Origin of the sequence: Buttiauxella gaviniae ATCC 51604, from assembly GCF_001654835.1 — a bacterium.
GTDB lineage: Bacteria > Pseudomonadota > Gammaproteobacteria > Enterobacterales > Enterobacteriaceae > Buttiauxella > Buttiauxella gaviniae.
The window spans coordinates 122,922-147,423 of record NZ_LXEP01000017.1; the positions used below are offsets into that span (position 1 = coordinate 122,922).

Genomic DNA, 24,502 nt, shown 5'->3' on the forward strand with positions numbered 1-24,502 from the left:
AACAACAAAATGAAAACGCGTTTCACAAAATTGAAGTAATCATGCCATTTCAGAAAAATATTCCAAAAATGAGTTCCTCAAAGTTAAGCTCCATTAAAATGTCATTTAATATTTGAGTGATGACCTGACAGGGTGGAAAGTAACATTCACCGCCAAAAAATTATCGTTACAGGGAGGGTCGGATGCACTATCCGCTAAACGTTTATATCGGCAAAATTCGTGAATATCAGGGAAGTAGGCCGAGTGCTATTGCCAAATATCAGGTCGATGGTGAACTTAAACTCACCGAACTGGGCCTTGAAGGCGATCAGCAGGCTGAAAAAGTCATTCATGGCGGGCCGGATCGCGCGTTATGCCACTACCCGCGTGAACATTATCTTCACTGGACGCGTGAATTTCCCGAACAAGCTGAGCTTTTTACCGCTCCGGCCTACGGTGAAAACCTATCGACCGAAGGCCTGACAGAAAAAGATGTCTATATCGGCGATATTTTCCGTTGGGGAGAAGCACTGATTCAGGTCACGCAGCCGCGCTCACCCTGCTTCAAGCTGAATTACCATTTTGGCATTAGCGATATGTCTTCTTTGATGCAGGAAACGGGTTATTGCGGCTGGCTTTATCGGATCGTAATGGCGGGAAATGTATCGACGGAATCACCACTTGAGCTGGTTTCTCGCGTTAGTGATGTGACGGTCGCAGAAGCGATTGCGACAGCATGGCATATGCCATTTGATGATGAGCAGTATCACCGGTTACTTTCGGCTGCAGGGCTATCCGTGAGCTGGACGCGAACTATGCAGAAACGGCGTCTGCTAGGGAAGATCGAAGATAATTCCCGGAGATTGTTTGGGAAATAAACCCCAGATACGAAAAAACCCGCCGAGGCGGGTTTTTAAATTCTTAGCTTTGCTAACGTTAACCTTACAGGTTAGTTACGTTACCAGCAGCTGGGCCTTTAGCACCACTTTCGATGGTGAAAGACACTTTCTGGCCTTCGTCCAGAGACTTGTAGCCATCAATCTGGATAGCAGAGAAGTGTACGAACACGTCTTTTGAGCCATCGTCAGGAGTGATGAAGCCGAAGCCTTTGTCAGAGTTGAACCATTTTACGAGACCAGTCATTTTGTTAGACATAGATATTACCTTTTAAATTAAATTTGCCTTCCGGCGCAATTGGAATGTTTTACAGATTTTTTAAAGCGATAAAGGAAGGTAGATCACGTCGAAGGGTATCTATGATAACTCTTTGAGGACTGCGCTACTAAACTGCTTAAGGGTCTGTGCTTCAAACCGATGAATGCATTAACTCATATAACAGTAGTGAATAACAAGGTTTATTTTAGCCGTCCGCAGGGCTGGAGCTCAGGCCATCTGCGGTCTGGAAACTCAGAGTAGCGGTAAACTCAGTAAATAACATTGTGGCGATAGAGCGCCGATTCGAAATCTTCCTTCATGCTTGCATAGAGTAAAATGCCGATTTCAGAATGGTTGCTGTCGTCATAAAAACAACGATACTCATTTTCCACATCCAGCCACTCACGAATCCTGACACCTTTGTCCGCGAGAGTACCGTTTATACGATATCGGGTTGGGTCCTCTGAAATAGCCGCAACCGAACGTAATAACAGCGATTCAATGAATGTTCCAGCAGCCTCAACACCGATAAATTGTGACTTAAAGAATTCAATATCCTGCAGGCTTTTCACCGCAGTTTCGGTAAGTACAATGTGGTGTTCCTTCACTTTATACTCCCTGTTTATTTCCTTGCAGTACGGAGTCGTTGGAGGGCAGCTTCAGGCGAAACCGTTTTCCCTTCTGTCACTTCGTGCTTGGCCTTCATCACCAGTTTTAATAGCGCGTTGCTCTGGCGTTCGCGTAAACGCTCAGCCTCTTCCAACTGGCGCTCAGCGGCTGTCTGAACAAAGAGTTCCGCGACACCGTTTTTCGTGACGTAAACGCCGCCCTCAAAAAGCTCAGGGTTGCTTAACCCTTCTCGGGCAGTCTTTTGGGACATTGTATTTGGCATGAGAACTCCTCATAACGGACAGTTAATGACGAGTTTATGAACAGCATCAGGCGGTGTCAAATTTATGACAAATTTGTACCTTGGGCAGGAATTAAGTGCGGATGGGGAATGCTAAAGAGGGAGAATATTCCCCGCCTTGCGACGGGGAAAACAGCAATTACTGCATTGAGGTTTGAGCAGCAGAATATGCCTGCATAAATGCCTGATGCTGTGAAGCCAGCGGAGCAATCAGCGAGTTGTACTGGCTTGCCTGCTGTGAGGTTGGGAACTGAATGCCACCAGCAGTAAAGCCAACTTGAGTGCCCTGCTGCTGGATGAAGTTACCCACTTGCACCAGTTGTGCTGTGAAAGTTTGTGCCGCAGGGATCAGTGGAGCCATAGCGTCTGCCGGAGCAGTAACGACTTTCTGATAAACCTTGTCGTAAACAACTTTCAAATCGTCAGGCTGCTTTAAGGTGGAACGAGCGCTGTCTGCCTGCATTTTGGCATTCTGCACCTGTTGGCCCAACACGTTCAGTGAACCGTTAGCCTGGCTCAGAGGTTCACGCTGAGTCATATAATCTTGTGGTACACGAATGCTGTTTACGCTATCGGCAACTGGCTTCATGCCGTCATCCATTGCCTGGTTTACCTGTTGGGCAAAGCCATACAAAATCGCGTAATCAGAAACCAGTGGACCGAATTGTTTTTTCTGATCCGTTGTCAGCGTTGGCAGGCGTTCACCGCTGCGCATCGCTGTGTTTTGTAAGAAATCGATAAACGCTTTACGTTGATCGCCTTCTTTATCAAAACAGCCACTCAGACTCACCACCATTAAAATTGCCGCAAGCGGCGCAAACCAGCGTGACCAGGACTTACCTGTCGCCATCTTTTCTACTCCTTCACCATTCAATGCAAATACGCAAATGCGCACCCAATAATGCTGCTAAGGATAGTCCAACCTGACTTTGCAAGATACCCTTTCACAACAATCTCTTTCAGGCATATTTGCGCTGAAATGGTGCATTTTCATACGCCACCCTGCACCTTATTGGCACATCTCCCTTCAACTGTGCATACCCATAAACGTACGTTAATCCTCTGTTATAAATAGATAAATTAACTATTTTCCATACCTGGCATTCATCTTGCTGATATCTGGATGCAGGGGTGATACGGGCAACCGATGTCGCCATACAATTTGGTAATGGATCACTAGGGTTCCGGTCGAAAGATGCTGGTCCGAGAGTGATCGACCGCCCTCTGGCGGTTACACGGCGGGACAAAAGCCCGGGAGGATAAGCGACCATTGAGCGCCGCCCTCCTGCACCTTTTTCCGCAACCGTCAGAGGAACCACCATGCTTAAAGCTTGCCACCGTGGAATCTTGTTTGCCGCACTCGCGCTGTTTAGTGTCAGCAGCTTTGCCGCAAAACCCTCGTTTAAACTCTGCTGGTCTATCTACGCAGGCTGGATGCCATGGGATTACGCCCAACAAAGCGGCATCGTCAAAAAGTGGGCCGATAAATACGGCATCGATATCAAGTTCGTGCAGGTTAACGACTATATCGAATCAGTGAACCAATACACCGCGGGAGGGTTTGACGGCTGCACCATGACCAACATGGACGCGCTGACCATTCCGGCCGCAGGCGGCGTAGATAGCACCGCGCTGATTATTGGCGACTACTCCAACGGTAATGACGGCATCCTCTCTAAATCCGCAAAATCTGTTGCCGAATTAAAAGGCCAGCCCGTTAACCTGGTCGAGCTTTCTGTTTCCCACTATTTACTGGCTCGCGCTCTGGAAAAATCAGGCCTGAGTGAGCGTGATGTGAAAGTGGTCAACACCGCTGATGCGGATCTTGTCGCCGCGTTTACCACACCGGAAGTGAAGTCCATCGTCACCTGGAACCCGCTGTTGGCCGAAGCGCAAAAACAGCCGGACGCCAAATTACTGTTCTCTTCCGCGCAAATCCCCGGCGAAATTCTCGACCTGTTAGTGGTCAACACCGCAACCCTGAAAGCCCACCCGGAATTAGGCAAAGCCCTGACCGGTGCCTGGTTTGAAACCCTGAAAGTAATGCAGGGGGAGTCGGAAACCGCCAAAACCGCCCGCACGCAAATGGGCCAGGCCGCAGGTACAGATTTAGCTGGATTTGATGCCCAACTTGCGGCGACCCATCTTTTCAGCGACCCGAAACTGGCGCTCGATTTCACCGACAGCCCGCAGTTGAAAGCCACCATGCAGATGGTTGCCGAATTTTCCTTTAAACACGGTTTGTTAGGTGATGCCGCGCCGTCCGCCGACGTAGTAGGCGTTGCGACACCTGCCGGGAACTGGGGTGATACCAACAACACCAAACTGCGCTTCACTGATGAGTTCCTTCGCCTCATCGTAAGCAACGCGCTCTAAACCTGAGGTGCCCTATGCGCAAAATTATTAACTACCAACCCCAGCCAATGACTCGTGTGCTGATGGGCGCCCTACCGCTAGTTGCGATGATCTTCTTCTATCTGGTGGCATCTGATGCACGTCTTGCGGCAAACAGCTACGACAAGCTATTGCCAGGATTTGATGCGATGTGGGCAGCCATCGACCGCATGGCATTCACGCCAAGCCCGCGTACCGGGGAATATCTGTTCTGGACCGACAGCGCGGCAAGCCTGCTTCGCCTGCTGGTCGGCGTGGGGCTTAGCGCATTTCTGGCGCTGATTTTTGGCCTGTTTTGCGGGGCGCTGCCGGTTGTGCGTTCGGTGCTTTCACCGCTGATTACCTTGATAGCACTGGTCCCACCGCTGGCAATTTTGCCGATACTTTTCATCACCTTTGGTTTGGGAGAGGTGTCAAAAGTGGTGCTGATTGTCATCGGCATAACGCCTTTTATCGTGCGCGATTTGCAGCTTCAGGTGCAGGCGATTCCCCACGAACAAATGGTGAAAGCGCAGACGCTAGGCGGCCACAGCGCACAAATCCTCTGGCGCGTGGTTCTGCCGCAACTGCTGCCACGCCTGATTGACGCCGTGCGTTTGTCGCTGTGCTCCGCCTGGTTGTTCCTGATTGCCGCCGAAGCGATTGCCGCCACCGAAGGGCTCGGTTACCGCATCTTCCTGATGCGCCGTTATATGGCGATGGACGTAATTTTGCCGTACGTGGCGTGGATTACGCTGCTTGCTTTCACGCTCGATCTGCTGCTGCGCGTCATCAACCGCCGCTGCTTCCCGTGGTACTACGCAAAATAAGGAGGCGCTATGGCGTTGCTCGAACTGAAAAATATCGAAAAGCACTATGGTGACCAAGTGGTGCTGGAACGGCTGAATGTCACCGTCGAAGAAGGCGAGTTTGTCTCGATTGTCGGCGCTTCAGGCTGCGGGAAAACCACCTTTCTGAAGATGCTACTCGGCACCGAATCGGCCACCAAAGGGGAATTTTTGCTGGATGGCAAACCTATCTCGCAAGAACCGGACGCGCAGCGCGGTGTGGTTTTCCAGCGCTACTCGGTGTTTCCGCACCTGACGGTGATTGGCAATGTGATGCTGGCAGAAGAGTTCAGCACCGCCCGCTGGCTGGGGCGCGTGTGGGGCAAAAAGCGCCGGGAAATTCGTGAACGCGCCCGTGCGATGCTCGATCAGGTCGGTTTACTGCCTGCGCAAAACAAATATCCGCACCAACTTTCTGGCGGAATGCAACAGCGCCTGGCGCTAGCTCAGGCACTGATGAAACAGCCACGCATTCTGCTGCTTGATGAGCCTTTTGGCGCACTCGACCCTGGCATTCGTAACGAAATGCACTTGCTGATTAGCGATTTGTGGGAGCGCCACCGCCTGACCATTTTTATGATTACGCATGACCTGAAAGAGGGATTTTCGCTCGGTTCAAGGCTGTGGGTGTTTGACAAAGTGCGTCACGACCCGCAAGCACCAGACCGTTGGGGCGCAAGCATTACCTACGATATCCCGCTTGATAAAAAACCCGCCAGCCCGGTGGACGCCGAATCTGAACGTAAAGTCGCCTGAAATAAGGAGCCTACATGACCTATCAAACTAATCTTCCCGCAGGCAGCCACTGGTCACTCATCATGCGCAGTGGCACCGCTTTAACACTCACCGACATTAACGGCGGCGTGAACGCTGCCGCGCTGTTTTACAACCCGGAAAACCTGCTGGAACGCTACAACGCGCCTGACACCCTGAAATGCCAGCACACCTTCCGCTTAACCGCCGGACACTGCCTCTATTCCGATATGGGGCGCATCTTCTGCGGCATTGAACAAGACACTTTCGGCTGGCATGAAACCGTCTGTGGCAGCAGCAATGCCGCGCAAATCGCAGAGCAATTCGGCGCACTGGATTACCAACAGGCCCACAACGAACGCCACCAAAACGGCTACGACAGCTTTCTGATTGAACTGGCGAAATACGGCCTTGGGAAACGCGATATGGCAGCGAATATCAACTTTTTCGCCAAAGTCACCGCAAGCGATGAAGGTGATTTAACACTCGAGCAGCAGGGCCTTGCGGGTGCATCTGTCACCCTGCGTTTTGCGATGGACACGCTAGTGATTCTTCACACCTGCCCGCACTCGTTGAACACCGCCAATGCGTACCCGCGCCAGGTGCTGGGTATTCAGCTGGACGCAACCCGCCAACCGCTGCCAGAAATCTGCCTGCAACGTGAAGAAAACTGCCGCGGCCTGCATAACAACGAACTTTATATCCTGACTGAAGGAGCCTGCGGATGCTGACTGAAAGCCCACGCCATACAGAAACTGCCCAGCTCAACGCCACGGTAAACGCCGGTGATTATTGGGTTTATCGTCTGCAAGAGGGCCAGACGCTGCGCATCACAGATCTGGAAGGCAACCAGGCGGCAGATACGCTGTTTTATAACGCTGACGACACCGCCGAGCGCTACAGCGTGACGGATACGCTGCGCGGCCAGCGCAACGTTTTTCTCACTACGGGCAGCGTATTGCGCTCCAGTGAAGACCGACCGATGCTGGAAATTGTGGCTGATACCTGTGGCCGTCACGACACCCTTGGCGGTGCCTGTGCTACAGAGAGCAACACCGTTCGCTATTCACTTGAAAAACGCCATATGCACGCCTGCCGTGATAGTTGGTTGCTTGCCGTGGCGCAGCACCCGGAATATGGCCTGACGCGCCGCGACATCACGCACAACATCAATTTCTTTATGAACGTGCCGGTCACCAAAGAGGGCGGATTGCAGTTTGCCGATGGGATTTCAGCTCCGGGGAAATACGTCGAACTGGTGGCGAAAATGAACGTTCTGGTGATGATCTCCAACTGCCCGCAGCTCAACAACCCTTGCAACGGTTACAACCCAACGCCGATTGAAGTCGCCGTCTGGTAACACTTTTAGCGCCGCGGGACGGCCCGCACTCCAGCGCCCGAATTGAAAGCAGGACGACCTGCGAGCCTGAGAAACGGTTATGTTTAAACGAGTCTTGATTGCCAACCGTGGCGCGATTGCGGTGCGTATTATCCGCACCCTGAAGCAAATGGGCATCACTGCAATTGCGGTCTATGCCGAAGCCGATAAACACTCCCAGCACGTGCGCCAGGCCGATATTGCCTTCTCGTTAGGTGACGGCAACGTGCGCGAAACTTATCTCAACCAGGACAAACTGTTTGCGATCCTCAGAGAAAGCGGCGCTGAAGCCGTGCATCCGGGCTACGGTTTCCTGAGTGAAAACGCCAGTTTTGTTGAGCGCTGCGATGCAGAAAATGTGGTATTCCTCGGCCCGACGGTTGAACAGATGGCGGCCTTTGGCCTGAAACATCGCGCCCGAGAATTGGCAGAGTTAAATAACGTGCCACTGCTTTCTGGCAGTGGGTTGCTGACCTCACTTGAGGTTGCCTTAACCCAAGCGGATCGTATCGGCTACCCGGTGATGTTGAAAAGCACGGCGGGCGGCGGTGGGATTGGCATGCAATGCTGCGATAATGCATCAGCATTGAAAGAAGCATTTACCCGCGTAAAACGCCTCGCAGGTAACAACTTCTCCGACGATGGCGTCTTTTTAGAGAAATTTATCGCCCACGCACGCCATATCGAAGTGCAGGTTTTTGGTGACGGAGCCGGTAACGTTATCGCGCTGGGCGAACGCGATTGTTCAGCACAGCGCCGCAATCAAAAAGTGATTGAAGAAACCCCTGCCCCACGCCTGTCTGATGCGACCCGCAGCGCCCTGCACTGCACGGCAGTCGAACTTTGCGAAGCGGTTAATTATCGCAGCGCCGGGACGGTTGAATACGTCTACGACGATGTCAGCGAGCAGTTCTGGTTTCTTGAAGTGAACACCCGTTTGCAGGTTGAACATGGCGTAACCGAAATGGTTTACGGCGTGGATATTGTGAGCTGGATGGTGGCACTGGGTGCAAATGAACTCCCTGCGTTAGAAACCTTGCGCACTACGCCGCACGGCCATGCGATTCAGGTGCGGGTTTATGCCGAAGACCCGGCGAAAAACTTCCAGCCCGTGGCCGGGCTGTTAAGCGAAGTGATATTCCCACAGGCGATAGAAGGCGCTGTGCTTCGTGTCGATCACTGGCTGGCGACCGGCTGTGAAGTCTCGCCTTTTTACGACCCGATGCTGGCAAAAGTGATTGTTCATGCTGATTCCCGCGAACAGGCGCTGTTATCGCTATCAAACGCATTGCAGCAAACATCGCTCTATGGCATCGAAACCAACCTGAACTGGCTGCAATATTTACTGACTTTGCCAGAAGTACAGGAAGGGAGAGTCATAACCGCCACGCTTGGCAAGGTGAACTGGCAACCCGCAACGCTGGATGTGATTACCGGCGGCACCATGACCACTATCCAGGATGTACCAGGCCGCAGCGGTTACTGGCATGTCGGCGTGCCCCCTTCCGGCCCATTCGACAGCCGCGCCTTTACCGTTGGCAATCAGCTGTTGGGCAACGGCGCGCAGGCCGCTGGGCTGGAAATTACACTACGCGGCCCGACACTGCGTTTTAATCAGCCATGCGCCTTCGTGCTGACAGGGGCTGAAATTGCCGCAAAACTGGATGATGAACCGTTATCGACTGGTGTAGTGATTAACGCTAACGCCGGGCAAACCCTGACGCTGGGCGACATTACCGGCGCGGGCTGCCGCAGTTATTTGTTGCTGGCGGGCGGGCTGAACTGCCCAGAGTATCTTGGCAGCCGCAGCACCTTTACGCTGGGTAAATTTGGTGGTCATGCCGGGCGTGCGCTGCGTGCTGGCGATGTGTTGCACCTGGCCGCAGCGGAGCATCGCCCTGCTGCTTCTTTAACGGAACAAGATTACCCGCAGCTGAGCAATAGCTGGCAGATCCGTGTGATTTACGGCCCACACGGCGCACCGGAGTTTTTCACCGAGCAGGATATTGAGGAGTTTTTTGCAGCGCGTTGGCAGGTGCATTACAACTCGAGTCGTACCGGTATTCGTTTGATTGGCCCAAAACCGACCTGGGCACGCAGCGATGGCGGTGAGGCAGGAATGCACCCGTCAAATATTCACGACAATGCTTATGCCTTTGGCACCGTGGATTTTACTGGTGATATGCCGGTGATCTTAGGGCCGGACGGCCCGTCGCTCGGCGGCTTTGTTTGCCCGGCAACAGTAATTAGCGATGATTTGTGGAAGCTCGGGCAGCTTAAAGCCGGAGACACAATTGAGTTTGTCGCGGTGAGTCTGGATGGTTTGGAAAACCGAATCTCCTCCCCAATCCTCTACCACGATCCCGCCAACAACGGCATGCCATCCTTCACCATCCGCGCGGCTGGCGACCGTTTTTTACTGGTGGAATACGGCGAGCAGATGCTGGATATCGCCCTGCGCTTTCGCGTCCACGCACTAATGCAGCGCCTGGAAGCCTATCCGCAAGAAGGACGTCTTGAACTGACCCCCGGTATTCGCTCACTACAAATTCATTTCGATAACCATCTTTGCCCTCGCCAGCAACTGCTGGAAAGGATCGTGGCAGCCGATAAAGATCTTGGCGATCTGCAAAACGCTAAAGTCCCGTCGCGTACCGTCTGGCTTCCACTGAGCTGGGACGATTCCGCCTGCCGTGAAGCAATTACCCGCTACACCCAGTCGGTGCGCCCCGGTGCGCCGTGGTGCCCAAGCAATATCGAATTTATCCGCCGTATCAATGGCCTTGATTCAGTTGATGAAGTCAAAAAGATTGTCTTTGATGCCCGTTACTTAGTAATGGGGCTGGGAGATGTTTACCTTGGCGCACCCGTGGCGACACCGCTCGACCCGCGCCATCGCCTGGTCACCACCAAATACAACCCGGCACGCACCTGGACTGCGGAAAACTCCGTGGGAATCGGCGGAGCTTACATGTGTGTTTACGGCATGGAAGGGCCTGGTGGATACCAGTTTATCGGGCGCACATTGCAAATGTGGAACCGAGATCGCCAGACAGATGTATTCACCAAACCGTGGCTACTACGCTTCTTCGACCAGATTCGTTTCTACGAAGTCAGTGCTCAAGAACTACTGGAAATACGTGAACGTTTCCCGTGGGGCGACTACCCGCTGCGCATTGAAGAAGAGGAATTTAGCCTCGATGATTATCAGCAAATGCTTGATCAAGAAGCAGAAACCATCGATACCTTCCAGCAGCAGCGCCAACATGCTTTTGATGAGGAACTGTCTCGCTGGCGTGCTGAAGGGCAATTCACCTTTGATAGTGCGCTGGATGAAGCCCCGTCTAATGAAGAGTACATCCCTGATTCCTGCTGCGGAGTAGAAAGCCAGGTCGCCGGGAGTGTGTGGCAATGGCTGGTTGAGCCCGGTGAGCAGGTAAAAGCGGGCCAAACCATTGGCATTCTGGAATCTATGAAAATGGAAATCCCAATTACTTCACCGGTGGATGGCGTTATCCGCACCTTCCAGCGCCAACAGGGGAATCAGGTCCACGCTGGGCAGTTACTGATGGTGATTGAAACCGCGGCCTGATTTTCACTTTTTATATGGCGGGTTGCACTGGCGGCCCGCCCATTTCACATGTTGCTAATTTGTTAACTCACTCACAAATCCGCGCAGCAAGGATTTTTATTTAACCCACTAATATTTAATGTGTTATTTCGCAAGTATGTATATCCCCATCCCAACCAGTACGATAATCGCACACAAACACCTGCCGAATGATTGCCCAATAGCCTGCTGAGTGGTTTGATTTAACGAACGATTAACGAATCATTGTTCGATAATCGAACACCTCAGCATCCTTCAGGACGTGCCTTATGACAAAGACAACAACGACAGATATTCAGGCATTTATTAACAATAATAAGTTTTCCCGATATCAGTGGATGATCCTCATCCTCTGTTTCATTACGGTGGCGTTGGACGGCTTCGATACCGCGATTATTGGTTTTATCGCCTCAGACTTAGTACAGGAATGGGGTGTGCAGAAATCTGACCTTGGCCCGGTGATGAGTGCCGCTCTGGTTGGGCTGGCAGTCGGTGCATTAACTGCCGGACCAATGGCTGACCGCATCGGGCGTAAAAAGGTGTTGGTGTTATCGATTCTGGTATTCGGTGGTTTTAGCCTGCTGACCGCCTTTGCCACCAGCCTGACATCACTTGCTCTACTCCGCTTCCTCACCGGGCTTGGCCTGGGTGCTGCAATGCCGAACGCGGCAACGCTGATGTCAGAATATGCACCAGAACGTAAACGCGCCCTGCTGGTGAACCTGATGTTTGTCGGCTTCCCGATTGGTTCTTCAATGGGCGGTTTTGTCTCCGCATGGATGATCCCACATTACGGCTGGCAGAGCGTACTGGTGCTGGGCGGCGTCATGCCACTCATTCTTTCAGTGGTGTTGATGATTTGGTTGCCGGAATCGGCTCGTTATCTGGTGGTGAAGAACAAGCCGCAGAAAGATATCGCCACTATTTTGCGACGCATTGCCCCACTGCCGTCAGGCGAAAATCTGCGCTTCGTGCTGAACGAAGTCGGCGGTCATATTAAAGATAAAACCGCGCTGGGCGTGATTTTCTCGCCAAGATATCTGGTAGGAACCTTAATGCTCTGCCTGACCTATTTCATGGGCCTGCTGATTTTCTATCTCCTGACCAGTTGGCTGCCGCTGCTGATTCGTGAAACAGGCGCAACGCTCAGTCAGGCGTCGATTATCACCGCTTTGTTCCCACTCGGTGGTGGCATTGGGGTTCTGATTATTGGCGCACTGATGGACAAGCTGAACCCAAACAAAGTGGTCGCCGTGGGTTATTTGCTGACAGGTCTTTTTGTGTGCCTTGTAGGGTTCTCTACTTCAAGCCTGGTATTAATGGGCGTGATGGTGTTTATCGCAGGCACCATTATGAACGGCGCGCAATCTTCAATGCCTGCGCTAGCCGCCGGGTTCTACCCAACACAAGGTCGTGCAACCGGTGTGGCATGGATGTTGGGGCTTGGACGTTTTGGCGGAATTCTTGGGGCGTTTAGTGGTGCATTCTTGATGCAAGCTGAACTGTCGTTCAAAACTATTTTCATGCTACTGGCAATTCCGGCCCTACTTTCCGCGACCGCGCTGATGGTGAAATCCTGGGCGGGCCAGCGCACATTGGCTGAGAACCGCGCCAATAACCACGAGCTGGATAAAGTTACGCAAAAAGCATGATGGAAAAATCTATAAGCACGGCGGGCCAGTCCCGCCGTTTTGCGTAAAATGCATAACCATTTACAAATTTATACTCAATCCCGCTCATCACAGACTTTTCAATTCGTTATGCCGCTTAGTTTTTTTGCTGAAACGCATAAGCCTGACACAGCAAGAAAATAGTTAGCGTGAAAACCATCTGCCCGCTTTTTTTCCAACTACTCTTAATAGGCTTCTTACCGTTCACGAGGTCGATGTGTGATTTATGAGGAGTTCTCGATGGAATATAAAGATCCAATGTTTGAGCTGCTAAGTAACCTTGAGCAGATTGTTTTTAAAGATAAGCATCAAATGATGGCACTTAATGATAAGCCCAATGCATTTTCTGAATTTGAACAACTAAGAAAAAGTACCGGGCTTAAGATTGATGATTTCGCCCGCGCAATGGGTGTGAGTGTTTCAATGGTACAGGAGTGGGAATCAAAACGACTCAGACCCTCCAATACCGAGCTGAAGTTGATGCGCTTAATGCAAGCGAATCCAACAATCAGTAAGCAGTTGATGGAATGATTTTGTACTTTGTACCCTGATTGCCTTGTCCCAAAATTGTTATCCAAAACCCCGCCTGAGCGGGGTTTGTCGTTTCTGAAGGCTACGTAAATAGTATGAAACGAAGCGGCAATGCTCGAAAACCTGACCTGTGTCACTTCCGTAATCACAAATCTAATCCATAACTTAGAGAGGGTTATTAACACGTAAAGCAAAAGGAGGTTGTATGTCTAAGAAAATCCTGGTTCCTATCGATATTTCCGAAACAGAGCTGACACAGCAGGTTATCCCCCATGTTGAAGGGTATGCAAAGCAGGACGATGCCACGATCCATTTTCTGGCCGTCATCCCTGACTATACCTATTTTGCCGCTTACGGCCTGGGCTATGCTTCGATTGCACCAGATGCCAAAGAGAGGGAAGCTGCCGCCATGGAATCGCTGAGCGAAATAGTGGCTAAATTTAACCTGCCTGAAGATCGGATTGAAAAGCACGTTCTGAGCGGTTCGCCGAAAGATCATATTCTCCAACTGGCCGATGATATTGACGCCGATGTGATTATTCTGGCTTCCCACCGCCCAAGCATGTCTACCTATCTTCTTGGTTCAAACGCTGCTGCAGTGGTTCGCCATGCAAAATGCTCGGTATTGGTTGTTCGCTGAGTCATAAAAAACCCCGCGCTGCGGGGTTTGAGGTTAATGGCATATTTTTCCCCAGGCCGGATTAGCATCGCGACAACCTGTCTGAGAAATAGCTAGCCCATTGATAAAAAAGCGTAAACATTCAGGCGAAAAAAAACCCGCCGAAGCGGGTTCTTTAAAACGGCAGCAAACTTATTGCAGCAGGGAGATATCCGCAACCTGCAAGAACAGCTCGCGCAGTTTGGAAAGCAGCGTCAGACGGTTAATACGCAGATCTTTGTCTTCTGCATTCACCATCACTTTGTCGAAGAACGCATCCACCGGCTCGCGCAGGTTTGCCAGTTCTTCCAGCGCTTCCTGGTAACGGCCTTCAGCGAAGAACGGTTCCAGTTTGTCGCGCAGCACAACGAGGTTAGTCGCGAGACGAATCTCTTCGGCTTCTTTCAAAACGGATGCGTGAACATGGTCGTTCAGCGTCTCGTCTGACTTCGCCAGAATGTTTGAAACACGCTTATTCGCAGCAGCCAGGGCAGATGAAGATTCCAGCGTACGGAAGTGAGATACCGCTTTCATACGCGCATCGAAATCTGCTGGTTTGGTCGGACGACGCGCCAGCACGGCCTGGATGGTATCCACGCTGTGGCCTTCTTCCTGATACCAGGCGCGGAAACGACCCAGCATAAAGTCGATGACTTCGTCGGTAACCTTCTGGTTGGTCAGCTTATCACCGTAAAGACGCACGGCCTCTTCGGTAAGAGTTTGCAGATCAAGCGGCAGGTTTTTCTCAACGATGATACGCAGAACGCCAAGAGCGGCACGACGCAGAGCAAACGGGTCTTTGTCACCTTTCGGGTGCTGTCCAATACCGAAGATGCCCGCAAGGGTATCCATTTTATCGGCGATTGCCACAGCACAGGCCACCAGGTTAGACGGCAGTGCATCACCCGCAAAGCGCGGCTGATACTGCTCGTTCAGCGCAACAGCAACATCTTCTGCTTCGCCATCGTGACGCGCATAGTGCATGCCCATCACGCCCTGGGTGTCGGTAAACTCGAACACCATGTTGGTCATCAGATCGCATTTAGACAGCAAACCGGCGCGAGTTGCGTGGTTTACGTCTGCGCCAATCTGGCCAGCAATCCAGCCTGAAAGGGCTTCGATGCGGTTAGTTTTGTCGCGCAGCGTACCGAGCTGTTGTTGGAACAGAACGGTTTCCAGACGCGGCAAGTTGTCTTCGAGACGCTTTTTACGGTCGCTGTTGAAGAAGAACTCGGCATCGGCCAGACGTGGACGCACAACTTTCTCGTTACCAGAGATAATCTGAATCGGGTCTTTCGACTCGATATTGGCAACAAAGATAAAGTTCGGCAGCAATTTGCCGTCATTGGCGTAAACAGGGAAGTACTTCTGGTCACCTTTCATGGTGTGAACCAGCGCTTCCGCAGGAACGGCGAGGAATTTCTCTTCGAATTTCGCGGTCAGCACAACCGGCCATTCCACCAGAGAAGTCACTTCTTCGAGCAGGCTTTCGCTCAGATCGGCGTTACCGCCAATTTTGCGAGCCGCTTCTTCAGCACCTTCTTTGATAACCGCTTTACGCTGCTCGTAGTCGGCAATAACTTTGCCGCGTTCCAGCAGAATTTCAGGGTACTGATCGGCGTTGTCGATAGTGAATTCTGGCTCACCCATAAAGCGGTGGCCGCGAATAACACGATCGGACGCAATGCCAAGGATTGTTGCAGGAATAACTTCTTCGCCCAATAGCAGGGTCACAGTGTGAACCGGACGCACGAATTGGGTGTTGTTATCGCCCCAACGCATCAGTTTTGGAATCGGCAATTTGGTCAGCGCTGTGGCAATCATCGCAGGCAGCAGGGCTTGCGCGCTTTCGCCTTTAACGTGCGCACGGTACAGCAGCCATTCGCCTTTGTCGGTCGCCAGACGCTCAGCTTGATCGACGGTGATGCCGCAGCCACGAGCCCAGCCTTCAGCGGCTTTGCTTGGTTTGCCTTCTGCGTCAAATGCCGCAGAGATGGCCGGGCCACGTTTTTCAACTTCACGATCAGGCTGAGACTGTGCCAGATTAGAAATCTTCAGCGCCAGACGGCGTGGAGCGGCAAACCATTTTACTTCGCCGTGAGCGAGGTTCGCTGCATCCAGTTCCGCGGTTACGTTCGCAGCAAAGGATTCGGCCAGGCTGCGCAGGGCTTTTGGTGGCAGCTCTTCAGTGCCAATCTCCACCAGGAAAGTTTTTTCAGACATGGCAGCCTCTTATTTGTTCTTATTGCACATCGGGAAGCCAAGCGCTTCACGAGAAGCGTAATAGGCTTCGGCCACGGCTTTAGTCAGAGTACGAATACGCAGAATGTAGCGCTGGCGCTCGGTAACCGAGATGGCCTTACGGGCATCAAGCAAGTTAAAGCTGTGCGCGGCTTTCAGAATGCGTTCGTAAGCAGGCAGTGGCAGTGGGTTTTCCAGCGCCAGCAGGTGCTGCGCTTCTTTCTCATACTGCTCAAAGCAGGAGAACAGGAAATCCACATCGGCGTGTTCGAAGTTGTAAGTTGATTGCTCAACTTCGTTCTGATGGAACACGTCGCCATAAGTGGTTTTACCCAGCGGGCCGTCGCTCCAGACCAGATCGTAAACGCTGTCTACGCCCTGGATGTACATTGCCAGACGCTCTAAACCGTAGGTGATTTCACCGGTAACCGGTTTGCATTCCAGGCCGCCAACTTGCTGGAAATAGGTGAACTGAGTCACTTCCATGCCGTTGAGCCACACTTCCCAGCCCAGACCCCAGGCACCCAGCGTTGGGTTTTCCCAGTTGTCTTCTACGAAGCGAATGTCATGAATAGTTGGGTCCATACCCAGCTCTTTAAGCGACCCAAGGTACAGCTCCTGAATGTTGTCAGGAGAAGGCTTGATCACCACCTGGAACTGATAGTAGTGCTGTAAGCGGTTCGGGTTTTCACCGTAACGGCCATCGGTAGGACGGCGGGATGGCTGCACATATGCAGTCGCCATCGGCTCTGGCCCTAAAGCCCGCAGGCAGGTCATTGGGTGAGAGGTGCCGGCGCCGACTTCCATGTCCAAAGGTTGAACAATGGTGCAGCCCTGGCGCGCCCAGTAGTCCTGTAAAGTCAGGATCAGGCCTTGAAAGGTCTTGGTATCAAACTTTTGCATGTTGATTTCGCACGCGTTCGAGAGGGTTAAAAAGAGAAGCCGTCAGTATACCTGTTGAGCGCAACATATACAGCCCGAATCCACGTGCGTTTGCCTTGTGTTGCGGCTTTATGTAGATGAAAGGTGCAAAAACTGGCCGCTTTCGTCGAATGAGCAGGTAAACCCTTCCTTGCGAACGGTGCTGCCTTGAATCTCGTAACTACCCTGATACTGCTTAAAATCCACCACGCTGATTTGTTGCTCACGGGTGTTGTAGCGATATGCCGCTTCCTGCTTACAGGTTTCAATCATCGCACCACCTTCGACTGCAGGTTGCTGTGCACCCTGGGCATATTGCGGTTGTTGCTCCGGTGTACTGCAAGCGCTCAGTAACAGAGCACAAAAAACGAGAACCCAACTGCTATTTTTTATTTTTGGCATCATCATTCGTTACGTGTACGTTAAAATCGTTATTGTTATTCAATAATTAACAGGTATTTCATATTCTGCAAACCCGCTTCGCGCCTGACAAGATAGTGAATGCAAACTCAGATTAATACCCGTTTAAGCCATCGAGGAACGAATGCAGCAAAAAATTAACTGGATTGATAACTTGCGCGGGATTGCGTGCCTGATGGTCGTTATGATCCATACCACCACCTGGTACATCACCAATGCGAATATTGTCACGCCATTTAGTTGGGATTTATCAAACGTGCTCAACTCGGCTTCTCGCGTCAGCGTTCCGCTGTTCTTCATGATTTCAGGCTATCTGTTTTTTGGTGAACGCAGTGCACAGCAGCGTCACTTTTTGCGCATCGTCACCTGTCTGCTGTTTTACAGCGTGGTCGCGCTTATCTACATCAAATTACTGACCCCCATCAACGCGGGGCTTTCGCTGCGCTACATCCTACAAAAACCGGTGTTCTATCACCTGTGGTTCTTCTTTGCGATCATGGTGATATACCTACTTTCCCCGTTGATTCAGGTGAAAAAGGTTAATGCGATGGTGATTCTCGGGCTGATGGTTTTGCTGGGTGTTATCGCCAACCCCAATACCGTGCCGCAAACGCTGGGTGGAGTGAAATGGCTGCCGATTAATTTATATATTCGCGGCGACACGTTTTATTACGTGCTGTATGGCTTGTTAGGTCGCGCGATTGGCATACTGGAAACGGATAAGCGCTGGATTAGCGGGCTGGCAGCAGGCTTGTTTGCGTTGTGTATCTTTTCGATATCAACGGGTACGCGCCACCAATTAGAAGTGAACGGTAATTTTGCCGATACTTTCTATGTTTATTGCGGGCCGCTGGTGTTTATCGCCGCGATTAGTTTGTTGGTCGTGATAAAAAATTGCCTTAATAACAGGCCATTGCCGGGTTTGGCTTTAATTTCTCAGCATTCGCTAGGGATTTACGGCTTCCATGCGTTAATTATTCACTTCTTGCGCACTCACGGTTACCAACTAACCAGCTCGCCGGTTCTCGATATTTTGTGGATTTTCGGCGCAACACTCGCCGGAAGTTTGCTGCTTTCCATGGGATTACAGCGGTTGGATACGCGAAAATGGGTGAGCTAAGCATTCCTGGCGCGGGCGCGGTGCAGCTGGCGTGGTGATGAAAAGCCCGCCGCAACCGCCGCCTGCTCCATGCGTTGCCCCTGCAATAAGCGCTGTTCGGCAATAGCCAGGCGCAATTGTTCGAGATAATCCCGCACTGAAATCCCCAAATGCTGCTGAAAAAGCCGCGATAAATGGCGCGAACTGACGTGAACTTTATCGGCAATTTCCTGCACATCCCACGCCGATTCTGGTGCTGCCGAAAGCAAATCCTGCGCACGATGAACCGCCGGGTGAATGTGATTACGGTAACGCAGCCACGGCGATAATTGCGGATCGTCGCCCGAACGGCGAAACCACACCACCATCTCACGCGCCACGTCGAGTGCTGCTTTCGGGCCGCAATAGCGGTTAATCAGATGCAGCGAGAGATCAATCCCGGAGGTAATTCCGGCGCTGGTCCAGATGCCCCGGTCTTCGACAAAAATACGGTTTTCTTTTACCTGAGCGGTGGGAGCGGCTGCGCGTAATCTTGCCAGCACATCGTGGTGCGTGGTGCAATGCACGCCGCTCATCAGCCCGGCTTTCGCCGCTAGCAGCGAGCCAGAACAGACGCACATTAAATTGAGTTGCTGGCTATGAATTTGCGGTTGCAGGCGCGTCAACCAACGGCGCACAGCCTCAGCCTGTGGCGTATCAAAGTAACGATTTGAATCGCAAACGCCGGGAAGCACTAACAAACTGCCTGGCGCGAAACTTTCCGGCAGCGGTTCGATGCCCGAAAAATTGAGTCCAATGGAGGTAGAAACTTGTGGGTCCGGGCCGATGAAATGCAGGTGAAAAGCATCGCCTGCAAGCTTCAGCGTTTCCGCTGGGCCACTCAGGTCAAGAGACAGAACACCAGGCAACACAACGAACCAGACCCCAATACTCACGATAAAGACTCCAGGCACTCAGCAACAGTTTGAATTTCGGCAAAACGCCCCGCCAGCACCGTTTCAGTGCGATGGCGCAGGGTTTGCGTATCCAGCGTAACCCCTTTCCAGCTCATCGGGAAGGTGAGCATCGCTTCGCTAACAAATGAAACGCGATAACCCAAATCAGACGCCACTCGCGTGGTGGTTTCGCAACACTGTTCAGTACGAATACCGCAGATAATCAGGTGGTTAACGTCACGCTGGCGCAACCAAAGATCGAGACCGGTATCGGTAAATGCGTTGTGAACGTGTTTCTGGAACGCCACATCCGCCTGATGTTGCAAAAACGGCATCGCTTTAACACAGCCGGAAGCCAGTGAAAACGGGCCTTCATCGTCAACATGGAAGATATCCACCACCGGTATTTTCAAATCCTGGCAGCCAGAAATCAGCTGTGTAATAGCCTGCTGGAATGCCGGGAGATCCTCTTCTTGCCAGTAATCGCGATGGAAAAAAGATTGCTGCGTATCGATATTAATCAATGCAGAACGGGACATTTTCGGACTCCTTATCACTGGGTATGAATCCATTGTGACAAGGGTTAGTGGGATTGCTAATACCAAAAACGGACAGTATGAGGGTGAATTGGGACCAGATGAAATATTTGAGATTGTGTCGGATGAAGCTAACGCTTATCCGACCTACGAAGCACCAAGATTTTGTAGGGTGGATAAGCGCCAGCGTCATCCACCAGCCCTTATAAACTGTGTTACTCTCGAGCCTGAAACCCTTCGGAGAAAAACATGATCAGCAAGGCAGCGCGCCCAACGATAAGCGATGTCGCAAGAGCGGCAAAGACCGGTAAAACCAGTGTTTCCCGCTATCTTAACGGCGAGCAAAATGTGCTGTCTGACGACTTACGTTTGCGTATTGAAACGGCGATTGCGCAACTCGATTACCGCCCAAGCCAAATGGCTCGCGGCCTGAAACGTGGGCGTACCCGCTTAATCGGCCTGATCATTGCCGATATCACCAACCCCTACTCTGTCGATGTGCTCAGTGGCATTGAAGCGGCGTGCCGTGAAAAGGGCTTTACGCCGCTGGTCTGTAACACCAACAACGAAGTGGACCAGGAGCTGCATTACCTGGATTTACTGCGCAGTTATCAGGTGGAAGGGATTGTGGTGAATGCGGTGGGGATGCGCGAAGAAGGGTTAAATCGCCTGCAACAATCCGCCCTGCCGATGGTGCTGATTGACCGAAAAATTCCTGATTTTGCCTGCGACGTCGTGGGCCTTGATAACATTCAGGCCGCAACAACCGCCACCGAACACCTTGTCGAACAAGGGTTTGAAGCCATTTTGTTCCTCAGTGAGCCTCTCGGCACGGTGAACACCCGCCGCGAGCGCCTGAATGCCTTCCACGCCACCCTCAAACGTTACCCTGGGATTGTTGCCGAAAACGCGGAAGTGCCTTTGCACGAAGGCGAGTTGATGGACAACACGCTGCGCCAGTTCCATTCTGGCCATCGGGGAATGCGTAAAGCTGTGATTTCCGCAAACGGCGCACTCACACTTCAGGTGGCCCGCTCCCTGCGACGTATCGGCCTGCACTGGGGCTCCGATATTGGCCTGCTGGGGTTTGATGAACTCGAATGGGCGGAGCTTGCCGGCGTTGGTATCACCACGCTTAAACAGCCAACCTGGCAGATTGGTTATGCCGCTCTCCAGCAAGTAGTGAAGCGCATTGAAGGCGGTAGTGACACCGTTTATGAGCAGGTCTTTTCTGGCGAATTAATCGTTCGCGGCTCCACCACCCGTTAATCAATGTTCGTGATAGTGATCATAAATTAGACACGGTTGGCTTTTCTTTGGAACCGGTTCCATCTAGCGTAATAGTTATATTATTTAGATGAGCCTGGCCGGAGAATTAAATGCCGAGAAAAATTATTGTTGTCACCGCGGCTTACGGGCATGACCGCATTGCGGCGCTGGGCGGCCAACAAGCACTATTGCCCATTATTGCCGGGGCGGGTGCCGATGGCGTCGAAATCCGCCGCGAGCTGTTAAGCAATACGCAGCTCGATGCCCTGCCAGAGCTGGCGCAGCAAATTGCCGGACACCGCCTCGAGGCCTGTTATTCCGCGCCGGAGCCGCTGTTCGCCGAAGACGGCAAACTGAACCCGCTGATCCCCTCTTTGTTACTTGAAGCCCACCAGCTGAATGCAAGCTGGCTGAAACTTTCGCTCGGCCATTTTCGCGGCAGCTCGCAGTTTTCTGTTTTGCAGCAGTGGCTGGCGCAAAGTAATGTGCCATTAGTCGTGGAAAACGACCAAACCCTGTGTGGCAAACTCGTCCCGATGCAGCGCTTCCAGGCCGCCTGCAAGGTGCTAAATCTTCCAGTGACGCTCACTTTTGATATGGCGAACTGGCTGTGGGTTGATGAATCTCCAGAGGCCGCCGCTCGCGTGCTGGCATCTTCTGTCAGCTATATCCACGTCAAAGCCGCCGTGCCACACCATTACCACTATCGGGCCATTGCACTTGATGATGCCGAACCGCGCTGGCTCGAATTACTCAATAACCTGCCAGCCGATGCGCCACGCGGAATCGAATTCCCGCTCGAAGGCCGCGACCTGACGGCTGTCACCCGCCATTACGTCAACTTATTACGCGAGGAGTAAGCGATGTCGACGCAACTTGATGTCATTACCATTGGTGAAGCAATGGCGATGTTTGTCGCCAGCCAAAGCGGCGATTTAGCAGCCGCAGAACAGTTTGTGAAACGTGTCGCAGGGGCAGAGCTGAACGTTGCCACGGGTCTTGCGCGTCTTGGCCTGAAAGTGGGCTGGGTTAGCCGTGTGGGCAATGACTCTTTTGGCCGCTATGTTCTGCAACAACTGGCGAAAGAGAATATCGACAGCCACGGAGTGACGACGGACGAGCGCTTTGCTACAGGCTTTCAGCTTAAATCTAAAGCAGAAAATGGAACCGATCCCATTGTGGAATATTTCCGTAAAAGCTCGGCAGCCAGCCACCTGTCGGTTGCGGATTTAAACGCAGAGTACTTTTGCTCCGCACGCCATCTGCACTTAAGCGGTGTGGCGGCAGCACTGTCGGAGAGCTCATTAGAACTGCTCAATCACGCCGCTCGCATGATGAAGCAGCAAGGGAAAACCATTTCGTTCGATCCGAATCTGCGTCCGGTGCTGTGGAAAAGTGAAGCCGAAATGGTGAAACAATTGAATCAACTCGCCTTCCAGGCAGACTGGGTGCTGCCAGGATTAAGCGAGGGCGCAATCCTGACAGGGCACAAAACCCCGGAAGCGATTGCCGATTTCTATCTCGACCAGGGTGTCAAAACCGTGGTGTTGAAAACGGGTGCGGACGGCGCCTGGTTTAAAACTGCCGCTGGCGATAAAGGTGCAGTGCCTGCGATTAAGGTCGATAACGTGGTCGATACTGTTGGCGCAGGCGATGGCTTTGCGGTGGGCGTAATCAGCGCTTTGCTGGAGGGAAAAACCTTACAACATGCCGTTAGCCGAGGTAATAAAATCGGCTCACTGGCGATACAAGTCATCGGCGATAGCGAAGGGTTACCGACCCGTAGCGCGCTTGGCGAATAAACGAAGACTGCATCAGCTGTGCCCTACACCCGGCATGATGCGACTCTCCTCAACATAGAGGCAAGCCCCATGAAAACCCAGTCCCTTTCATCAAAGGTAATCGCGCCAAAACGTTGGTGGTACATCATGCCAATCGTGTTTATCACCTACAGCCTGGCGTACCTCGACCGAGCTAACTTTAGCTTTGCATCTGCCGCTGGCATTAACGACGATCTCGGGATCACCAAAGGGATTTCGTCTTTGCTTGGCGCCCTGTTTTTCCTCGGTTATTTTTTCTTCCAGATACCTGGTGCGATGTACGCCGAACGCCGCAGCGTGCGCAAACTGATCTTCGTTTGCCTGATTTTGTGGGGCGGTTGTGCATCACTCACCGGGATGGTCAGCAATATTCCGGCACTGGCGGCGATTCGCTTTATCCTCGGCGTGGTGGAAGCCGCCGTGATGCCTGCGATGCTGATTTACATCAGTAACTGGTTTACTAAGTCTGAACGCTCGCGGGCGAATACTTTCTTGATTCTTGGCAACCCGGTGACGGTGCTGTGGATGTCCGTCGTTTCGGGCTACCTGATTCAGGCATTTGGCTGGCGTGAAATGTTTATTTTTGAAGGCATTCCAGCGGTTATCTGGGCATTTGCCTGGTGGATGCTGGTCAAAGATAAACCTGCGCAAGTTGGCTGGTTGTCTGATGCTGAAAAATCCGCGTTGCAGGCTCAGCTTGAGAAGGAACAAGAAGGTATTAAAGCCGTGCGTAACTACAGCGAAGCATTCCGCTCGCGCAATGTGGTGCTGCTGTGTATGCAATATTTTTGCTGGAGTATTGGTGTGTACGGCTTCGTGCTGTGGCTGCCGTCAATTATTCGTGGCGCAGGCACCGCGGGTATGGGAATGGTGGAAGTCGGCTGGCTGTCATCGGTTCCTTATCTGGCGGCAACTATCGCAATGATTGTGGTTTCATGGGCTTCGGACAAAATGCAGAACCGTAAGCTGTTCGTCTGGCCACTGCTGCTGATTGGTGCGCTGGCCTTCCTCGGTTCCTGGCTGGTTGGTGCCGATCACTTCTGGGTTTCCTACACTCTGTTGGTGATTGCCGGTGCCGCCATGTACGCGCCATATGGCCCATTCTTTGCGATTATCCCGGAAATGCTGCCACGTAATGTTGCCGGTGGCGCGATGGCCTTAATCAATAGCATGGGTGCACTGGGGTCGTTTGTTGGCTCCTGGTTTGTTGGCTACCTTAACGGTGCAACAGGCAACCCATCCGCTTCCTACGTTTTTATGGGGGTAGCATTGCTCGCGTCAGTATGGCTAACTCTGATAGTGAAACCGGCGAGAAACCAACAAGTTCCGGTGGAAGCACACCACGCCTAATCTCAAACCAGGCGGTCGTTATGCCGCCTGGACTGTACTTAACTCA

General features: G+C 52.2%; 24 protein-coding genes, 1 pseudogene and 1 riboswitch. Of the genes and pseudogenes, 15 read left to right on the forward strand and 10 right to left on the reverse strand.

Features of this window, described 5'->3' with window-relative positions:
- The first annotated feature begins 182 nt into the window (after positions 1-182).
- A complete protein-coding gene (gene yiiM / locus M977_RS09795; RefSeq protein WP_064514462.1) occupies positions 183-857 on the forward strand; it encodes a 6-hydroxyaminopurine reductase in 675 nt (224 codons plus the stop codon).
- A gap of 64 nt (positions 858-921) precedes the next feature.
- Here the strand turns inward: yiiM and cspE are convergent, their stop codons facing one another.
- The 4 genes from cspE to M977_RS09815 form a co-directional block, all read right to left on the reverse strand.
- On the reverse strand, positions 922-1,134 hold the full coding sequence (gene cspE / locus M977_RS09800) for a transcription antiterminator/RNA stability regulator CspE (protein WP_034460397.1): 213 nt from the start codon (positions 1,132-1,134) through the stop codon (positions 922-924).
- A gap of 269 nt (positions 1,135-1,403) precedes the next feature.
- Positions 1,404-1,742 carry a hypothetical protein gene (locus M977_RS09805; protein ID WP_083962923.1) on the reverse strand — a complete coding sequence of 113 codons (339 nt, stop codon included), beginning with the start codon at positions 1,740-1,742 and terminating at the stop codon, positions 1,404-1,406.
- A gap of 14 nt (positions 1,743-1,756) precedes the next feature.
- A complete protein-coding gene (locus M977_RS09810) occupies positions 1,757-2,026 on the reverse strand; it encodes a hypothetical protein (RefSeq protein WP_064514465.1) in 270 nt (89 codons plus the stop codon).
- 157 nt (positions 2,027-2,183) lie between these two features.
- Positions 2,184-2,894: a DUF3053 domain-containing protein gene (locus M977_RS09815; protein ID WP_064514467.1), complete on the reverse strand. Its 711-nt coding sequence runs from the start codon at positions 2,892-2,894 to the stop codon at positions 2,184-2,186.
- Positions 2,895-3,209: 315 nt separating this feature from the next.
- Positions 3,210-3,304: riboswitch (guanidine-I (ykkC/yxkD leader) on the forward strand.
- Positions 3,305-3,364: 60 nt separating this feature from the next.
- On the opposite strand from M977_RS09815, the gene M977_RS09820 reads away from it, so the two are divergent.
- From M977_RS09820 to M977_RS09845, 6 genes are all read left to right on the forward strand, one after another.
- A complete protein-coding gene (locus M977_RS09820) occupies positions 3,365-4,420 on the forward strand; it encodes a putative urea ABC transporter substrate-binding protein (RefSeq protein WP_064514469.1) in 1,056 nt (351 codons plus the stop codon).
- Between the two features lie 14 nt (positions 4,421-4,434).
- Positions 4,435-5,247, forward strand: a complete 813-nt coding sequence (locus M977_RS09825) for an ABC transporter permease (protein ID WP_064514471.1) — start codon at positions 4,435-4,437, stop codon at positions 5,245-5,247.
- Positions 5,248-5,256: 9 nt separating this feature from the next.
- The gene (locus M977_RS09830) at positions 5,257-6,021 is read left to right on the forward strand and encodes an ATP-binding cassette domain-containing protein (RefSeq protein ID WP_064514473.1); all 765 of its coding nucleotides are present in this window, start codon (positions 5,257-5,259) and stop codon (positions 6,019-6,021) included.
- A gap of 14 nt (positions 6,022-6,035) precedes the next feature.
- Positions 6,036-6,749, forward strand: a complete 714-nt coding sequence (locus M977_RS09835; protein ID WP_064514475.1) for an urea amidolyase associated protein UAAP1 — start codon at positions 6,036-6,038, stop codon at positions 6,747-6,749.
- On the forward strand, positions 6,743-7,378 hold the full coding sequence (locus M977_RS09840) for an urea amidolyase associated protein UAAP2 (protein ID WP_064514478.1): 636 nt from the start codon (positions 6,743-6,745) through the stop codon (positions 7,376-7,378). The genes M977_RS09835 and M977_RS09840 overlap by 7 nt, the downstream gene beginning before the upstream one ends.
- Before the next feature lie 79 nt (positions 7,379-7,457).
- Positions 7,458-10,988, forward strand: coding sequence for a 5-oxoprolinase/urea amidolyase family protein (locus M977_RS09845; protein WP_064514480.1), 3,531 nt, complete (start codon positions 7,458-7,460; stop codon positions 10,986-10,988).
- A 123-nt stretch (positions 10,989-11,111) separates the two neighbouring features.
- Here the strand turns inward: M977_RS09845 and M977_RS26115 are convergent.
- A pseudogene (locus M977_RS26115) lies at positions 11,112-11,213 on the reverse strand (hypothetical protein); the annotation flags it as partial.
- Positions 11,214-11,275: 62 nt separating this feature from the next.
- Between M977_RS26115 and M977_RS09850 the strand changes: the two are divergent.
- The 3 genes from M977_RS09850 (at position 11,276) to uspF (ending at position 13,847) form a co-directional block, all read left to right on the forward strand.
- Entirely contained in the window at positions 11,276-12,658 is a 1,383-nt protein-coding gene (locus M977_RS09850; RefSeq protein ID WP_064514482.1) for an MFS transporter, read from the forward strand.
- A gap of 258 nt (positions 12,659-12,916) precedes the next feature.
- The gene (locus M977_RS09855) at positions 12,917-13,207 is read left to right on the forward strand and encodes an HTH-type transcriptional regulator (protein WP_064514484.1); all 291 of its coding nucleotides are present in this window, start codon (positions 12,917-12,919) and stop codon (positions 13,205-13,207) included.
- 205 nt (positions 13,208-13,412) lie between these two features.
- Positions 13,413-13,847, forward strand: a complete 435-nt coding sequence (gene uspF / locus M977_RS09860; RefSeq protein WP_064514486.1) for a universal stress protein UspF — start codon at positions 13,413-13,415, stop codon at positions 13,845-13,847.
- A 171-nt stretch (positions 13,848-14,018) separates the two neighbouring features.
- Here uspF and glyS read toward each other — a convergent pair whose 3' ends face one another.
- The 3 genes from glyS to M977_RS09875 form a co-directional block, all read right to left on the reverse strand.
- Positions 14,019-16,088: a glycine--tRNA ligase subunit beta gene (gene glyS, locus M977_RS09865; protein WP_064514488.1), complete on the reverse strand. Its 2,070-nt coding sequence runs from the start codon at positions 16,086-16,088 to the stop codon at positions 14,019-14,021.
- Positions 16,089-16,097: 9 nt separating this feature from the next.
- A complete protein-coding gene (gene glyQ / locus M977_RS09870) occupies positions 16,098-17,009 on the reverse strand; it encodes a glycine--tRNA ligase subunit alpha (protein ID WP_034460421.1) in 912 nt (303 codons plus the stop codon).
- Positions 17,010-17,117: 108 nt separating this feature from the next.
- Positions 17,118-17,429, reverse strand: coding sequence for a YsaB family lipoprotein (locus tag M977_RS09875; RefSeq protein ID WP_064514490.1), 312 nt, complete (start codon positions 17,427-17,429; stop codon positions 17,118-17,120).
- A 142-nt stretch (positions 17,430-17,571) separates the two neighbouring features.
- Here M977_RS09875 and M977_RS09880 point away from each other — a divergent pair, with 142 nt between their 5' ends.
- Positions 17,572-18,567: an acyltransferase gene (locus M977_RS09880; RefSeq protein WP_064514492.1), complete on the forward strand. Its 996-nt coding sequence runs from the start codon at positions 17,572-17,574 to the stop codon at positions 18,565-18,567.
- Here M977_RS09880 and M977_RS09885 read toward each other — a convergent pair.
- Positions 18,564-19,481: a GlxA family transcriptional regulator gene (locus M977_RS09885; RefSeq protein ID WP_064514493.1), complete on the reverse strand. Its 918-nt coding sequence runs from the start codon at positions 19,479-19,481 to the stop codon at positions 18,564-18,566. The genes M977_RS09880 and M977_RS09885 overlap by 4 nt on opposite strands.
- The gene (locus M977_RS09890) at positions 19,478-20,020 is read right to left on the reverse strand and encodes an isochorismatase family protein (RefSeq protein ID WP_064514495.1); all 543 of its coding nucleotides are present in this window, start codon (positions 20,018-20,020) and stop codon (positions 19,478-19,480) included. The genes M977_RS09885 and M977_RS09890 overlap by 4 nt, the downstream gene beginning before the upstream one ends.
- A gap of 246 nt (positions 20,021-20,266) precedes the next feature.
- On the opposite strand from M977_RS09890, the gene M977_RS09895 reads away from it, so the two are divergent.
- From M977_RS09895 to M977_RS09910, 4 genes are all read left to right on the forward strand, one after another.
- Positions 20,267-21,286 carry a LacI family DNA-binding transcriptional regulator gene (locus M977_RS09895; RefSeq protein WP_064514497.1) on the forward strand — a complete coding sequence of 340 codons (1,020 nt, stop codon included), beginning with the start codon at positions 20,267-20,269 and terminating at the stop codon, positions 21,284-21,286.
- A 110-nt stretch (positions 21,287-21,396) separates the two neighbouring features.
- Positions 21,397-22,146, forward strand: coding sequence for a sugar phosphate isomerase/epimerase family protein (locus M977_RS09900; RefSeq protein ID WP_064514499.1), 750 nt, complete (start codon positions 21,397-21,399; stop codon positions 22,144-22,146).
- A 3-nt stretch (positions 22,147-22,149) separates the two neighbouring features.
- A complete protein-coding gene (locus tag M977_RS09905) occupies positions 22,150-23,088 on the forward strand; it encodes a sugar kinase (protein ID WP_064514502.1) in 939 nt (312 codons plus the stop codon).
- 69 nt (positions 23,089-23,157) lie between these two features.
- Positions 23,158-24,456 carry an MFS transporter gene (locus tag M977_RS09910; RefSeq protein ID WP_064514504.1) on the forward strand — a complete coding sequence of 433 codons (1,299 nt, stop codon included), beginning with the start codon at positions 23,158-23,160 and terminating at the stop codon, positions 24,454-24,456.
- The last annotated feature ends 46 nt before the right edge of the window (positions 24,457-24,502 follow it).